We start from the raw sequence: 13,095 nt of genomic DNA, 5'->3' as shown, positions 1-13,095 counted from the left end.
CTCAGCCTTTACCAATTTTTGCCGCCTTGCCCTTATCGACCCACCACAGCGTCTCGACCGGAAAGCCGAAATCGGGCTTTTGCTCGGGAAAACCGAACATGTCCCAATAGGCGCTTCGGTGATTCGCCAGGAACCAACTAGGAATCCAATCGCAGCGCGCGCGCAAGACCCGGTCGAGCGCCCGCATTGCAACCGTCAGGCTTTCGCGGTCCTTTGCCGAGCCGACCGCGTCGATCAGCAGGTCGATCGCCGGGTCCGCGATACCAGGCAGATTGCGGGAGCCGGACAGGTTGGCAGTCCGTGAATGGAAGAAACCTTCGAGATCGTCGCGCGTCGGTGTCGCGCTGAACGAGAAAGCAGCTGACAGCAGATCGAAATCGAAGGTCGCCTGCCTGGCTTGGTATTGTGCCGAATCCACCAGCCGGATCGTGGCATCGATGCCGATCGCCTTCATGTTGGCGACCCAGGGCGAATAGACCTGCACGAAAGTGTCGTCGTCGACCATGAATTCGGCCGAAAGCCGGCCGCCCTTGCCGTTGACAACGAAATCGCCCGACCGTTTCCAGCCGGCTGCGGCCAGGAGCTTTGCCGCCTGGCCAAGCAGCTTGCGGTCGCGACCGGAACCGTCGGATGCCGGCTGGGCCACAGCCGGGCCGAAGACCTCAGCCGGCACCTGGCTTCGCAGCGGCTCGAGCAGCGCCAGCTCTTGTGTTGATGGCACGCCTTCGGCGCGAAAATCCGATTTCTCGAAGCAAGACTGCGAGCGCTCGTAGGAACCGTAGAAGAAGTTGCGCCGCGTCCATTCGAAATCGAAGCAGAGCGCGATCGCCTGGCGCACGCGAGCGTCGCGAAACTGTTCGCGTCGCTGGTTGACCGCCGTTCCCTGCATCGTCGGCCGCTTCTCCGCCGGGAATTCGTGCTTGACGACCTTGCCGGCGGTCAGCGTGGGGAAGTCGTAGGCGGTCGCCCAGACGCGCGAGGTGAATTCCTCACGGTACGTGATTTCGCCCTTCTTGAACGCTTCGAAGCCGGCGGTGCGGTTCTGGTAGAATTCGATGCGGATACGGTCGAAATTGTTCTGGCCGCGATTCACCGGCAAACCACGGCCCCAATAATCCGCGATCCGATCATATTCGATCCATGCGCCGGCCGAGAACCGACCGACCTTATAGGCACCGGAGCCGAGCGGCGGGTTCAACTGCGAAGAGTCGAAAGGGTTGGCCGTGTAGAAGGCCTTCGACAGAATAGGGAACTCCACAACGTTGAGCACGGTGCGGGCCGATTGCTTGCCGGAGAAGGTGAGCCGCAGCGTGCGGTCGTCGACGGCAACGGCGTCGACCATGTGCGTCAGCGACAACGACAGGTCGGGGTGGCCCTTGTCCTTGTAGAGCTTGAATGTGAAGGCGGCATCCTGGGCGGTCAGCGGCGTGCCATCGTGGAAGCGCGCCTCGGGCCGAAGCGAGAAGGTGAAGGAGTTGCGGTCGTCCGACAGCGTCACGCCGTCGGCGATCTGCCCGTAGACGGCGTCGGGCTCGTCCAGCGCGCGCACCATCAGCCCGTCGAAACACATCTCCATGCGCGCGGGGGCATCGCCCTTGTCGACGAAAGAGTTCAGCGTGTTGAAGGTTTGTGTGTCCTGGTTGTAGCCCCAGTTCGGCGGGGAGAAATTGAAGATACCTCCGACAGGCGCGTCGACATTCACGTAGTCGAAATGCGTGAAGTCGGGCTTGTATTTGAGGTCGCCGAAGGCGGAGAGCCCATGCAATTTCACACCAGTCGCAATGTCGGCAAAGGCCTTGCCGGGCAGCAAGGCGACGGCAGCGGCGGCGCCGCCCAATGCCAGGAAATCGCGGCGGGGTAGGGCAGCCATCAATTGCTGCCCTTGTATTTCGCCGCCAGCGCCTTCTCCTTGTCGAGGTCGATCCACCAGGAATCGATATCGGCGCCGACATAAGCAGGCTGCTTGTCGGGGAATTTGAACTTGTCCCAATAGGCCAGCCAGACCGCCGACCGGTGATATTGTGGCACGACGTAGAAGTTCCACAGCAGCACCCGGTCGAGCGCATGAGTGGCGGCAACGAGATCATCGCGGTCCGTGGCAAAGATGATGCGATCGACCAGCGCATCGACGGTCGGATCCTTAATGCCCATCAGATTGCGCGAACCAGGCGCGCTGGCGGCCTTCGAACTCCAGAAATCGCGCTGCTCGTTGCCGGGCGAATCCGACTGGCCGAACAGGCCCGTGACAACATCGAAATCGAAGTTATTGACGCGATTGATGTACTGCGTCTGGTCGATGATGCGCAGCGAGGCGTCGACGCCGATCTTGCGAAGATTGGCGATGTAGGGGCTGGCGATCACCTGGTCGGTGTCGTTCCAGCCGAGGATTTCGAACTTGAACGGCGCGCCGGTCTTCGCATTGACCATCTTGCCGCCCTTGATCACCCAGCCGGCCTTGGCAAAGAGATCGACCGCCTGTTTCAGGTACTTTCGCTCGGCTTGCGGCGTGTCATAGACCGGCAGCTTGAATTCCTGGGTGAAGAGTTCGGGCGGCAGCTTGTCGCGGTATTTTTCCAGGATTTCCAGTTCCTTGCCTTGCGGCAACCCGCTCGAGGCCAGCTCGGTGCCTTGGAAATAGCTCGATGTGCGGGTGTTGAAGCCGAAGAACAGGGTTCGGTTCATGCTCTCGAAATCGAACGGCATGGTCAGTGCCTCGCGGACCAGCCGGTCCTGGAACAGCGGCCGTCGCTGGTTGAGGACGAAGCCCTGCATGGGCTGCGGCGACTGCGTCTGGAACTCCTTCTTGATGACATCGCCGGCCTGGATAGCCGGGAAATTGTAGGCGGTCGCCCACTTGCGAGAGCTGTATTCGCGGTTGATGTCTTCGAGTCCACCCTTGGTGAAGGCCAGCCAGGCGGCATTGTCGTCAAGGATGTAGGTGTATCGGCGCGTATCGAAATTTTCGCGGCCGATCTTCACCGGCAGCTTGGCCGCCCAATAGTCCGGCACGCGTTGCCATACGACTTCCGAGCCTGGCTTGAAGCTGGCGATCTTGTAGGCCGCCGAGCCCAGTGGAATTTCCAGCGTCCCCTTGGTGATGTCGCGCTTCTTGCCCTTGGCATCGGTGCCTTCCCACCAATGTTTTGGCAGCACGGCGAGGTCGCCGAGGATCTTCGGCAGTTCCCGGTTGCCCTTCTGGTTGAAATGGAACTCGACCTCGCGGTCGGAGATGGCGACCGCATCGGTGACATTCTCGAAATAGCGGCTGTATTGCGGGCTGTTCGCCTTCAGCACCTGGAACGACCAGATCACGTCGTCGACGGTGATCGGTTGGCCGTCATGCCATTTCGCCCGCGGATCGAGCCGATAGGTCGCCGAGGAGTAGTCGGCGGGGTATTTGTAGGCATCGGCGATCAGCGGGTGGCTGGTGCTGCCTTCGTCGGTCGCCTGTTCCATCAGCGTGTCGTAGAGGAGACCGCCGCCGAAGCCGACAAGTCCCGCTGCTGGCGATCCCTGCACGATATAGGGGTTGAAACTGTCATAGGTGCCGAGCAGCACCGAATTCAACGTGCCGCCCTTGGGCGCATTGGGGTTGACGTAGTCGTAGTGTTGAAAATTATCGCCGTATTTGGATTGGCCGATCAGCGATGAGGTGGTGCGCCACTCGTCGGCCCGGCTCGTCTGCAGCCCCGCCGCCAGCAGGGCCGCCGCCAGCAGCGACTTGAGAAGCGTTCGGCCAACCGTCATGCAGTATCCTCTTCGCAATGCTTGCCAGATCATCCAGGACGCAATCCTAGATGATTTAGCGCTCGTGAAAACCGCCATGCGCGGCTTTGTCGCCGCAGCGTGCATTTTCCCAACAAAAAAGCCGGGCTGAACCCGGCTTTTCTATGAACGCGTCGATGACAATTCGGTTATTTGGCCGGCGCGGCCGGTGCAGGTGCCGCCGGCGCGGCTGGCTTGGCAGGTGCCGCGCCGTCAGCCGGCTTGGCGGGCGCCGCGGCGGCGGCACCAGGCGTAGGCAGCGGCTTGGGATTGTCCGACAGCGTGCGCAGATAGGCGATGACGTTGGCGCGGTCCTCGTCCTTGGGCAGGCCGGCGAAGCCCATGGCCGTACCCTTCACGAATTTCTTCGGCGAGGTGATGAAGTGGTTGATGTTGTCGTAAGTCCACTTCTCGGTGCCGCCCTTGGAGAATTCCTTCATGCCGGCCGAATAGGCGAAGCCTTCATGTTCGGCGACGGGACGGTCGACGAGATCCCACAAATCCGGGCCGACCTTGTTGGGGCCGCCCTTTTCGCCGGAATGGCAGGCTTGGCATTTCTTGAAGATGGCGGCGCCCGCCTCGGCATTGGCGGTCTGCAAGAGATCGGCGATCGGCTTGGCTTCCGCTGCGGGTGCCGCCGGGCCGCCTTCGGCGGGCTCGGTGGCTTCGATGGCGAAGCCGGGCTTTTCAGGAGCCGGCGAGGCAAACAGCGCGTCCGACACCAGGCCGACCGAGAAAACGACGAAAACGGTTCCGAGCAATCCGGCGAGCAGTTTGTTGACTTCGTTGGAATCCATACGCCCCTTGCTCCCTTTTCCGGCGGACCGAACCGTCCACTCCGTCCGTCGGTATCGAGACCGGCCCTCCAGAGCCGGTCAAATCGGGCGGAAACTAGGTCTTTTGCTCGGGCGTTGCAACACCTATAAGGGCGCTGCCAGTGAGACCTTTTGCCACTTTCCTTGTCCTTTTTTCGAACGCCTTGCCATAGCGATGTCCACCTTGATCCTGATCCCGGCCCGCATGGCCTCCACCCGGCTGCCGGGCAAGCCGCTGGCCGACATATCCGGCGTGCCGATGATCGTCCATGTCGCACGCCGTGCGGCAGACGCCGGCCTCGGCCGGGTGGTGGTGGCTACCGACACCCAAAGCGTGGCCGAAGCGGTGCATGGGCATGGGTTCGAGGCGGTGATGACGCGCATCGATCACGAGTCGGGTTCCGATCGCATTCACGAGGCATTGGTCGCGCTCGACCCGCAGCGCAAGGTCGAAACGATCGTCAATGTGCAGGGCGACCTGCCGACCATCGATCCCGGCATCATCGCCGCTTCGCTGAGACCGCTCGAGGACAGGGCCGTGGATATCGCCACGCTTGGGGTCGAGATCGTCCGGGAGGAAGAAAAGACCAATTCCAACGTCGTCAAGATCATCGGTTCGCCACTGTCTGCCACGCGGCTTCGGGCGCTCTATTTCACCCGCGCCACGGCACCTTGGGGCGAGGGGCCTCTCTATCATCATGTCGGCCTTTATGCTTACCGGCGTGCGGCGCTCGAGCGCTTCGTCGCGCTGAAGCCGTCGCCGCTGGAGCGCCGCGAGCGGCTGGAGCAGCTGCGCGCGCTGGAAGCCGGCATGCGCATCGACGCCGAGATCGTCCAGTCGCTGCCGCTTGGCGTCGACACGCCGGAAGACCTCGAGCGCGCCAGAACCATCCTTTCAAATTGAGAAATTCGAACCGAGACACTGTGAATCGAGACTTGGCCCATGCCTGAGAAAACCAACAGAATATCCTTCCAGGGCGAACCGGGCGCCAATTCCGACACCGCCTGCCGCAACGTCTATCCCGATATGGAGCCGTTGCCGTGCCCGACCTTCGAGGATGCCTTCAACGCGGTCGAGACCGGCAAGGCCGATCTCGCCATGATCCCCATCGAGAACACCATCGCCGGACGCGTCGCCGACATTCACCATCTGCTGCCCGAATCGCGGATGCATATCATCGGCGAGTATTTCCTGCCGATCCATTTCCAGCTGATGGTGCTGCCCGGCGTCAGGCGCGACGAGATCAAGACCGTGCACACGCACATCCATGCGCTTGGCCAGTGCCGCAAATACATCCGCAAGAATGGCTGGAAGGGCGTGGTTGCCGGCGATACGGCGGGTGCCGCCAAGATGGTCTCCGAGGTCAAGGATCGCACCATGGCGGCGCTGTCGCCGGCGCTGGCCGCGACGCTTTATGGGCTGGATATCATCGAGGAGAACGTCGAGGACACCGATTCCAACGTCACCCGTTTCGTCGTCCTGACCAAGAGCAAGCAGTGGGCGGAACGTCCGTCAACGGACGTCAAGATGATGACCACCTTCATCTTCCGCGTCCGCAACGTGCCGGCCGCGCTCTACAAGGCCATGGGCGGCTTTGCCACCAACGGCATCAACATGACCAAACTGGAGAGCTACCAGCTTGGGGCTTTCACGGCGACGCTGTTCTACGCCGACATCGAGGGCCACCCCGACGATCCGCTGGTCAAGCTGGCGCTGGACGAGCTTCGCTTTTTCTCGCGCGAGGTGCGGATTCTGGGCGTCTACCCGGCCAGCGAGTCGCGGGAGCAGTGGAAAGTGGCGGATTAGATCACCGCGCCCAGCGGCACATAGTCGATCTCGAGAAATTTCTCGACCTCCGGCACCCAGCGGTCGCGCACGAAGGCGACGTGGTCGGGATGGTCGTTGTATCTGGTGTAGGCGGCCTGGTCGGCGAACTCCATCGAGAAGCCGAACTGATAGTCGTTCTTGGGACTGATCTGCCGCAGTTGTTCGAAATGCGTGACGCCCCTTATCGCGGTGAGGATCTTCTTGGCGTCGACGAGAAACCGCTTTTCCTCGATCGAATGCGGCGGGTGCTTCAGCGTGAAGACGACGGTGTGACGGATCATTTGTCTCTCCTGCAATGACTTTCAGTATAGGCTATTCGCTGTCGACCCAGGCACGGATGAGGTGATGCGCGATCGCCCCTTTCGGCGGCGTAACCAGATTGCCGGGATGCTCCCGCGCCAGCATCAGGCGCACCTCGTCGCGTAAGAACCAGCGGCAGTCTTCCAATTCGTTGAGGTCGGCCTGGATGTCTTCGTTGAGCGGCTCGCCGAAGCAGCCGATCATCAGCGAATAGGGAAACGGCCAGGGCTGGCTGGCATGGTAGACGACGCGGCCGAGCCGGATGCCGGCCTCCTCCAGCGTTTCGCGGCGCACCGCCGCCTCGATCGTCTCGCCCGGCTCGATGAAGCCGGCAAGTGCGGAATACATGCCCGGCGCGAAATGCCGCCCGCGCCCGAGCAGGCATTTCTCGCGCGTTGCCGTCAGCATGATCGCCACCGGATCGGTGCGCGGGAAATGCTCGGTGCCGCAATTCGGGCAATGCCGCTTGTAGCCGCCGGCCCGCATTTGTGACTCGGTGCCGCATTTGCTGCAGAAACGATGGCTGGCATGCCAGGCGAGCAGGGCAGCACCTTGCGCCATCGCGCCGGCGGCCGCCTCGTCGATCAGCCCTTGCATATAGACCGACCGGTAGTCGATCGCCTTGACGGTCTCGGGCAGCTCTTCGGCGTCGATCTGGACGGGCATCGCCAACACCGGCCCCTGTTCGGAAAAACCGAGCAGGACGCCCTCGGCGAAGGAAGGCTTGAACGGCTCGCTCTCGGCGGCGCCGAACCAGGGATCGAGAGTGCCGCTCGTCCCAAGCGTCAGGTGGAGCCGGCCGCCATTCATCAACAGCAGCCGCGTCGTCGGATCGGCCAGCGCCTTGTCGACCGAATCGTCGGCGCGATTCTCGGATTGCCGGTCGATCATGTTGCCGGCGAAGCCGACGAATTGGCTCGGCTCGCGCAAGGGCGCGTCAAACAGGCGGAAACTCATGCGGACCCTGGTGCTTTGGGATTGACCCGTTCTGGGATGAACATGTTTGGGACGGACATGTTTTGGGGCGGACACAGGGGAAGGCTTATAGCGCCGCCCGTATCGTTTCGGCAAACCGGCGCAGATCGGAGCGCTGATAGGGTTCGCGCAGGCCGTGCCCCCATACTGGCCCCGGCCAGCCGGGGTCGCCTTCGGACCGGGCGATGATATGGATATGCAATTGGCGCACTATGTTGCCGAGCGCGCCGGTGTTGATCTTGGTGCAACCGCTGACTTTCTTCAGCGCTTGCGCCACCATATTGGTCTCGAAGGTCAGCATGGCCTGGTCAAGCGGCGTCATGTCGTGGATTTCTTCCGCGCCAGGCCTCTGCGGCACCAAAAGCAGCCACGGCCAGCGGCGATCGTTCATCACCCGCAATTCGCACAGCCCAAGCCACATCAACTGCTCGCTGTCCGCCTCCAGCCGGGCATCCAGCGTGAATCCGGCCTTCAGGCCCGGCAGCATCGGCGTTTCCCTTGCTTTTGTTGGTTTCCTCAAACTCATGAACGCTAGAGCGGTGGCACGGGGGCTGCAAGCGAATCATTGTTCCTCACACGGTTTGGTGCGCCAAATCGCCTGCGCACTTGCATTTCGTCGCGCAATTGCCGATATGGACGGCGGGAGGTTGGTGGTGGACGATCCACTCGCCAACCGGGTCAGGTCCGGAAGGAAGCAGCCCTAACGAGCCCGGAACGGGTCATTGTTCCAGCCTCCCACCTCATCGGCCCTCCTCGCGACATTGACGACGCATTGCAGCGCGGGCGAGATTATGCGCAGGAATCGACGCCTTTGGTGGCGGCCTTTTGGAGCTTAACGGGCGAATGAGCGAAGCCGGAAATTCAGGGCCAAAAAGCCTGGACGATGGAAAGGCCGCAGCCTACCGCGTGCTGGCGCGCAAATACCGTCCGTCGAATTTTTCCGAACTGGTCGGCCAGGAGCCGATGGTGCGCACCCTCACCAACGCCTTTGCCACCGGCCGCATTGCCCAGGCGTGGATGCTGACCGGCGTGCGCGGCGTCGGCAAGACCACCACCGCGCGCATCCTGGCGCGGGCGCTAAACTACAAGACAGCGACCGTTGACCAGCCTTCGGTCGACCTTGCCGTGCTCGGCGAGCATTGCCAGGCGATCATGGAAGGCCGCCACGTCGACGTCATCGAGATGGACGCCGCCTCCCACACCGGCATCGACGACATCAGGGACATCATCGAACGCGTGCGCTACTCACCGGTCTCGGCGCGCTACAAGGTCTACATCATCGACGAAGTGCACATGCTGTCGACGCAGGCCTTCAACGGCCTGCTGAAAACATTGGAGGAACCACCTCCGCATGTGAAATTCATCTTCGCCACCACCGAGATCCGCAAGGTTCCGATCACCGTCCTGTCGCGCTGCCAGCGCTTTGACTTGAGGCGCATCGATGCCGGCGCGCTGGTCGCGCATCTTTCCTCGATCGCCGCCAAGGAGGGCATTTCGGTCGACGACGACGCGCTGGCGATGATCGCGCGCGCGGCCGAAGGCTCGGCCCGCGATTCGCTCTCCATCCTCGACCAGGCGATTGCGCATGGCGCCGGCTCCGTCGGCGCCGAGGCGGTGCGCGCCATGCTGGGCCTAGCCGACCGCGCACGCATCGTCGATCTGTTCGAACATGTGATGAAGGGCGATGTGGCCGCGGCCTTGGGCGAATTCCGCGCCCAGTACGACACCGGTGCCGATCCGGCCGCCGTGCTCACCGATCTTGCCGAGTTCAACCATCTCGTCACCCGGCTGCGTTTCGTGCCAAGCGCCATGGACGACGCTTCGCTGTCGCAGGACGAGCGTGAGCGCGGCGCCGATTTCGCCAGGGCGCTGTCGGTCCGTGTGCTGTCGCGGACCTGGCAGATGCTGCTCAAGGGCATTCCCGAGGTGCAGTCCTCCAACCGGCCGGTGAGCGCCGCCGAAATGGTGCTGATCCGGCTGGCGCATGCCGCCGACCTGCCGACGCTGGACGAGGCGCTGCGATCGCTCGACGGCACGACATCGGCGCAAAATGGTGCATCGCGCCCAAATGGCGTGCCCGCGGGCTCCGGCAACGGCAATGGCGGTGGGGCCAGCGCGGTGGCGCAGACACGCATGCCCTCGGGGGCCGGGGGCGCGCAGACCATGCGGCTGGTCGAGGCCACGCCCGCGCCGGCCGCCTTCGTTGCGCCGCCCGCGCCGGTGTCGGAGCCGCAGCAAGTGCCGGTCAGATCGCTTGCCGACATTGTCGCCCTTGCCGATGCGCAGCGCGACATCGCCTTCAAGGTGCTGGTCAAGCGCTGCATCCGTCCCGTGCGCTTCGAGCCCGGCCGCATCGACGTCAGCCTGACCGACGATGCGCCGAAGCTGCTGCTCAATGATCTGACGACGAAACTGCGCGCCTGGACCGGCCGCAGCTGGCTGGTGTCGCTGTCCAAGGAGGAGGGCGGCCAGACGCTCGCCGAAATGGAATCGACCAAGCGTGAAAACGCCTTCCTCGATGCCAGGAGCGATCCGACGGTTGCCGCCATCCTGGCGCGCTTTCCCGGCGCCAAGATCATCGACGTACGCATCCCCGATGCGCCGGAGGCGGACACGACCGAGGCCGATATGCCGGTCGAGCCGCCGGCGGACGACGACGAGACCTGATAAACCAAGACAAGGATCGGACCATGAAAGATCTTCTCGGCCTGATGGGCAAGGCGAAGGAAATGCAGGCCAAGTTCCAGGCCATGCAGGACGAGATCGCCACTCTGGACGCATCCGGCCAGGCCGGCGGCGGTCTGGTCAACGTGACGCTCACCGGAAAATTCGAGATGAAGTCCCTGAAGATCGACCCGTCTCTGTTCAAGGAGGACGATGTCGAGATCCTCGAGGATCTCATTCTCGCCGCCCACAATGACGCCAAGACCAAGGTCGAGCAGATCATGCAGGAGAAGACCAAGGCGCTCACCGCCGGCCTGCCGATCCCGCCGGGAATGAAACTGCCGTTCTGATGCATGTCGCCCAAAAGTGTGCAGCGGTTTTGGGGCAACGACATGCATGAACGTTAACAAGGCGGCGGTGCGCCCATGGCCGACGAACCTTCGGAAAGACTGATCGAGCAGCGTATCCGCAACAGGCTCTATGAGATCCTGGAAATCCTGGCCGATTGCGATGCCGGCGTCGATATTGTCGGCATCAAGGGCTACTTCAATCTGTTCGAGGACTTCGTGCATCGCCCGTCGATCGAGGCCGGCTCGTCGGCGCTGTCGAAGGAGGAGCGCGCGATCGTGCTCGAAATCGCCGAATTCCTCGAGGCGGCCGCAGAGACGAATCCGGATTTCACCAAGGCCGAGTTCATCGACAGCGACTGGCCGGGCAAGATCGCTCCGACGGCCAGGGCCGCGCGGGCGGTTTTCCTCCGGCGCGGGCTGTTCTCCGAGAAAATCGAAGAGAGCGAGCCCGGTCAGCCGGTCGCGATCGTGGCCGGGCGGTAGCGTTGTTTCAGAGAACCAGCCGCCCGGTCGCCGCAATTGCGGCGAAACAAAGAGAGGGCCATCATCGCGTTTGTGAGACGATGGCGCGATCTATCTGGAAAGTCACGATTTGTGTCTATTCGGTAACAGTTCATCACTAATAACGTTTTAGCCATCATTTTGCCCGAAAGTGTCTCATTCTTGCCGCAGCCTGGGGCGGGCATGAAGTGAGAGGGTAGCCTGTTGATCGTAACGCGATGGAAGACGCCGCTGTTGCTCGGCGTCATCACGTCTCCCTTGTTTCTGGCTGCCTGCAGCCAGACCACCTCGCATGGCATGTCGGTTTCCAGCCTGACCGACGCGATCACGCCGAGCTTTCTCACCTCGCGCGCCACCAGCCATACGCCGAAGGATCGGGAATGCCTGGAACGGGCAATGTTCTTCGAATCGAACCGGTCGAGCCGCGACGGCATGATCGCAGTAGGCACCGTGGTGATGAACCGCCTGCGCTCCGGCAACCATGGCAGCACCATCTGTGACGTGGTGGGTGAACCCGGGCAATTCGCGCCGGGCGTCATGACCAGGCCGATGAATTCGCGCGCAATGCCCGATGTCGAGGAAGCGGCCGACGCGGTGCTCAAGGGCGAGCGCAAGACCAAGCTGAAGAACACGATGTATTTCCACACGGCCGGCCTGCATTTCCCCTACAAGAACATGCACTACACCATGGTTGCCGGCGGCAATGCCTTTTACGAGAAGCGCGGCCGCAACTGGCAGCCGCTGCCCGATGAGCCGATGGTAGCTTCGGTCGCGACGGAAGTGGTGAAGCCGGCGGCACCCGTGACGATGGTTGCCTCGGCCGAGCCGGTGCGCCCCGCCAAGACCGCTGTCCGCAATGCCCCGGCGCAGCAGGTGTTCATGACCGCCTCGGTGGAACCGGAACGCCCGACCAAGGCGACGAAAGTTCGAGTTGCCCCTGCCAAGCAGACCTATGTGACGGCATCCGCGGCGCCGGCGGCAAAGTCGGCGCGCGTCCAGGCCAAGCAGACGATGGTTGCGATGCAGGAGCCGATGGAAGAACCGGATGCCGCCCGTTTCGGCGGAACCTTGAACACCCGGGTCATCTCCTCGATTCAGGGTGGTGCGCCGCAGGAAGCGGCGATGGGATTCCAGTCGACGCCTGAGAACACGGACGCCATTGGCGCGATGATCGTCAGCCAGGGCCGCCCGCTCGAGGTGAACTGATCCAGGCCTCGCCATGGCAGCATGGCGATCATGCTGCCGCAGACTGTTCCAAACCGCTCGGAAAAATCCTAGATCAAGGCGATGTCGAAACGAATCGCCGGCCCCGAGATCGAACGCCTGATCCAGCTCCTGGCCAAGGTGCCGGGGCTTGGCCCCCGTTCGGCCAGGCGCGCCGCCCTCCATCTGATCAAGAAAAAGGAGCAGTTGCTGTCGCCGCTGGCCGCCGCCATGGGCGAGGCTGCCGACAAGGTGCGCATCTGTTCCACTTGTGGCAATGTCGACACGTCGGACCCCTGCATGATCTGCACCGATCCACGCCGGGACGCCGCCACCCTGATTGTCGTCGAGGACGTCTCGGATCTCTGGGCCTTGGAGCGGGCGGCGGCGATGAACGTGCGTTACCATGTGCTCGGCGGCACGCTGTCGCCGCTCGACGGCATCGGCCCTGAACAGCTCAACATCCGCTCATTGGTCGACCGGGTCGCCGGCGGCGAGGTCAAGGAAATCATCCTCGCCGTCAATGCGACGGTCGAGGGGCAGACCACCGCGCATTACCTCACCGACCAGCTGTCCGGCTTCGACATCAAGGTGACACGGCTGGCGCATGGCGTGCCGGTTGGCGGCGAACTCGACTATCTCGACGAAGGTACGCTCGCCGCCGCGTTGCGCTCGCGGACGGCGTTTTGACAAG

At 62.8% G+C, this 13,095-nt stretch carries 13 protein-coding genes and 1 other RNA gene; 8 read left to right on the top strand and 6 right to left on the bottom strand.

From position 1 onward, the window contains the following. Position 1 precedes the first annotated feature (1 nt). From EB233_RS00340 to EB233_RS00330, 3 genes are all read right to left on the bottom strand, one after another. Positions 2 to 1,870, bottom strand: coding sequence for an extracellular solute-binding protein (locus tag EB233_RS00340; protein ID WP_064990527.1), 1,869 nt, complete (start codon positions 1,868 to 1,870; stop codon positions 2 to 4). Continuing rightward, positions 1,870 to 3,747: an extracellular solute-binding protein gene (locus EB233_RS00335; RefSeq protein WP_064990528.1), complete on the bottom strand. Its 1,878-nt coding sequence runs from the start codon at positions 3,745 to 3,747 to the stop codon at positions 1,870 to 1,872. Before EB233_RS00335 ends, EB233_RS00340 begins: the two co-directional genes overlap by 1 nt. 167 nt (positions 3,748 to 3,914) lie before the next feature. After that, entirely contained in the window at positions 3,915 to 4,562 is a 648-nt protein-coding gene (locus EB233_RS00330) for a c-type cytochrome (protein ID WP_064990529.1), read from the bottom strand. 193 nt (positions 4,563 to 4,755) lie between these two features. On the opposite strand from EB233_RS00330, the gene EB233_RS00325 reads away from it, so the two are divergent. After that, positions 4,756 to 5,484, top strand: a complete 729-nt coding sequence (locus EB233_RS00325; RefSeq protein ID WP_064990530.1) for a 3-deoxy-manno-octulosonate cytidylyltransferase — start codon at positions 4,756 to 4,758, stop codon at positions 5,482 to 5,484. A gap of 39 nt (positions 5,485 to 5,523) precedes the next feature. Beyond that, the gene (locus EB233_RS00320; RefSeq protein ID WP_064990531.1) at positions 5,524 to 6,387 is read left to right on the top strand and encodes a prephenate dehydratase; all 864 of its coding nucleotides are present in this window, start codon (positions 5,524 to 5,526) and stop codon (positions 6,385 to 6,387) included. On the opposite strand, the gene EB233_RS00315 is transcribed toward EB233_RS00320, so the two are convergent. From EB233_RS00315 to EB233_RS00305, 3 genes are all read right to left on the bottom strand, one after another. Further along, on the bottom strand, positions 6,384 to 6,689 hold the full coding sequence (locus tag EB233_RS00315; RefSeq protein ID WP_064990532.1) for a Dabb family protein: 306 nt from the start codon (positions 6,687 to 6,689) through the stop codon (positions 6,384 to 6,386). The genes EB233_RS00320 and EB233_RS00315 overlap by 4 nt on opposite strands. A 31-nt stretch (positions 6,690 to 6,720) precedes the next feature. Further along, a complete protein-coding gene (nudC, locus tag EB233_RS00310) occupies positions 6,721 to 7,665 on the bottom strand; it encodes an NAD(+) diphosphatase (RefSeq protein ID WP_064990533.1) in 945 nt (314 codons plus the stop codon). A gap of 85 nt (positions 7,666 to 7,750) precedes the next feature. Then, entirely contained in the window at positions 7,751 to 8,170 is a 420-nt protein-coding gene (locus EB233_RS00305; protein ID WP_027052531.1) for an HIT domain-containing protein, read from the bottom strand. Positions 8,171 to 8,325: 155 nt separating this feature from the next. On the opposite strand from EB233_RS00305, the gene ffs reads away from it, so the two are divergent. From ffs to recR, 6 genes are all read left to right on the top strand, one after another. Next, positions 8,326 to 8,422, top strand: an RNA gene (gene ffs / locus EB233_RS00300) — signal recognition particle sRNA small type. Positions 8,423 to 8,526: 104 nt separating this feature from the next. Further along, the gene (locus EB233_RS00295; RefSeq protein WP_064990534.1) at positions 8,527 to 10,350 is read left to right on the top strand and encodes a DNA polymerase III subunit gamma/tau; all 1,824 of its coding nucleotides are present in this window, start codon (positions 8,527 to 8,529) and stop codon (positions 10,348 to 10,350) included. A gap of 23 nt (positions 10,351 to 10,373) precedes the next feature. After that, the gene (locus EB233_RS00290; RefSeq protein ID WP_027052529.1) at positions 10,374 to 10,697 is read left to right on the top strand and encodes a YbaB/EbfC family nucleoid-associated protein; all 324 of its coding nucleotides are present in this window, start codon (positions 10,374 to 10,376) and stop codon (positions 10,695 to 10,697) included. A gap of 75 nt (positions 10,698 to 10,772) precedes the next feature. Further along, complete coding sequence (locus tag EB233_RS00285) at positions 10,773 to 11,180, top strand: hypothetical protein (protein WP_027052528.1); 408 nt, start codon at positions 10,773 to 10,775, stop codon at positions 11,178 to 11,180. Between the two features lie 222 nt (positions 11,181 to 11,402). After that, positions 11,403 to 12,404 carry a cell wall hydrolase gene (locus tag EB233_RS00280; RefSeq protein WP_064990535.1) on the top strand — a complete coding sequence of 334 codons (1,002 nt, stop codon included), beginning with the start codon at positions 11,403 to 11,405 and terminating at the stop codon, positions 12,402 to 12,404. Positions 12,405 to 12,485: 81 nt separating this feature from the next. After that, positions 12,486 to 13,091: a recombination mediator RecR gene (gene recR, locus EB233_RS00275; RefSeq protein ID WP_027052526.1), complete on the top strand. Its 606-nt coding sequence runs from the start codon at positions 12,486 to 12,488 to the stop codon at positions 13,089 to 13,091. Positions 13,092 to 13,095 lie beyond the last annotated feature (4 nt).

This window comes from Mesorhizobium erdmanii, from assembly GCF_013170725.1.
In the GTDB taxonomy this organism is placed as follows: domain Bacteria; phylum Pseudomonadota; class Alphaproteobacteria; order Rhizobiales; family Rhizobiaceae; genus Mesorhizobium; species Mesorhizobium erdmanii.
The sequence above is the reverse complement of the archived record's forward strand: the minus strand, read 5'-3'. Positions and strand labels throughout refer to the sequence as shown.

Coding starts and splice junctions, on each gene's coding strand:
- EB233_RS00325 (WP_064990530.1), top strand. CDS start 4,756: ATGTCCACCTTGATCCTGATCCCGGCCCGCATGGCCTCCACCCGGCTG.
- EB233_RS00290 (WP_027052529.1), top strand. CDS start 10,374: ATGAAAGATCTTCTCGGCCTGATGGGCAAGGCGAAGGAAATGCAGGCC.
- nudC (WP_064990533.1), bottom strand. CDS start 7,665: ATGAGTTTCCGCCTGTTTGACGCGCCCTTGCGCGAGCCGAGCCAATTC.
- recR (WP_027052526.1), top strand. CDS start 12,486: ATGTCGAAACGAATCGCCGGCCCCGAGATCGAACGCCTGATCCAGCTC.
- EB233_RS00295 (WP_064990534.1), top strand. CDS start 8,527: ATGAGCGAAGCCGGAAATTCAGGGCCAAAAAGCCTGGACGATGGAAAG.
- EB233_RS00330 (WP_064990529.1), bottom strand. CDS start 4,562: ATGGATTCCAACGAAGTCAACAAACTGCTCGCCGGATTGCTCGGAACC.
- EB233_RS00340 (WP_064990527.1), bottom strand. CDS start 1,870: ATGGCTGCCCTACCCCGCCGCGATTTCCTGGCATTGGGCGGCGCCGCC.
- EB233_RS00285 (WP_027052528.1), top strand. CDS start 10,773: ATGGCCGACGAACCTTCGGAAAGACTGATCGAGCAGCGTATCCGCAAC.
- EB233_RS00305 (WP_027052531.1), bottom strand. CDS start 8,170: ATGCTGCCGGGCCTGAAGGCCGGATTCACGCTGGATGCCCGGCTGGAG.
- EB233_RS00335 (WP_064990528.1), bottom strand. CDS start 3,747: ATGACGGTTGGCCGAACGCTTCTCAAGTCGCTGCTGGCGGCGGCCCTG.
- EB233_RS00320 (WP_064990531.1), top strand. CDS start 5,524: ATGCCTGAGAAAACCAACAGAATATCCTTCCAGGGCGAACCGGGCGCC.
- EB233_RS00315 (WP_064990532.1), bottom strand. CDS start 6,689: ATGATCCGTCACACCGTCGTCTTCACGCTGAAGCACCCGCCGCATTCG.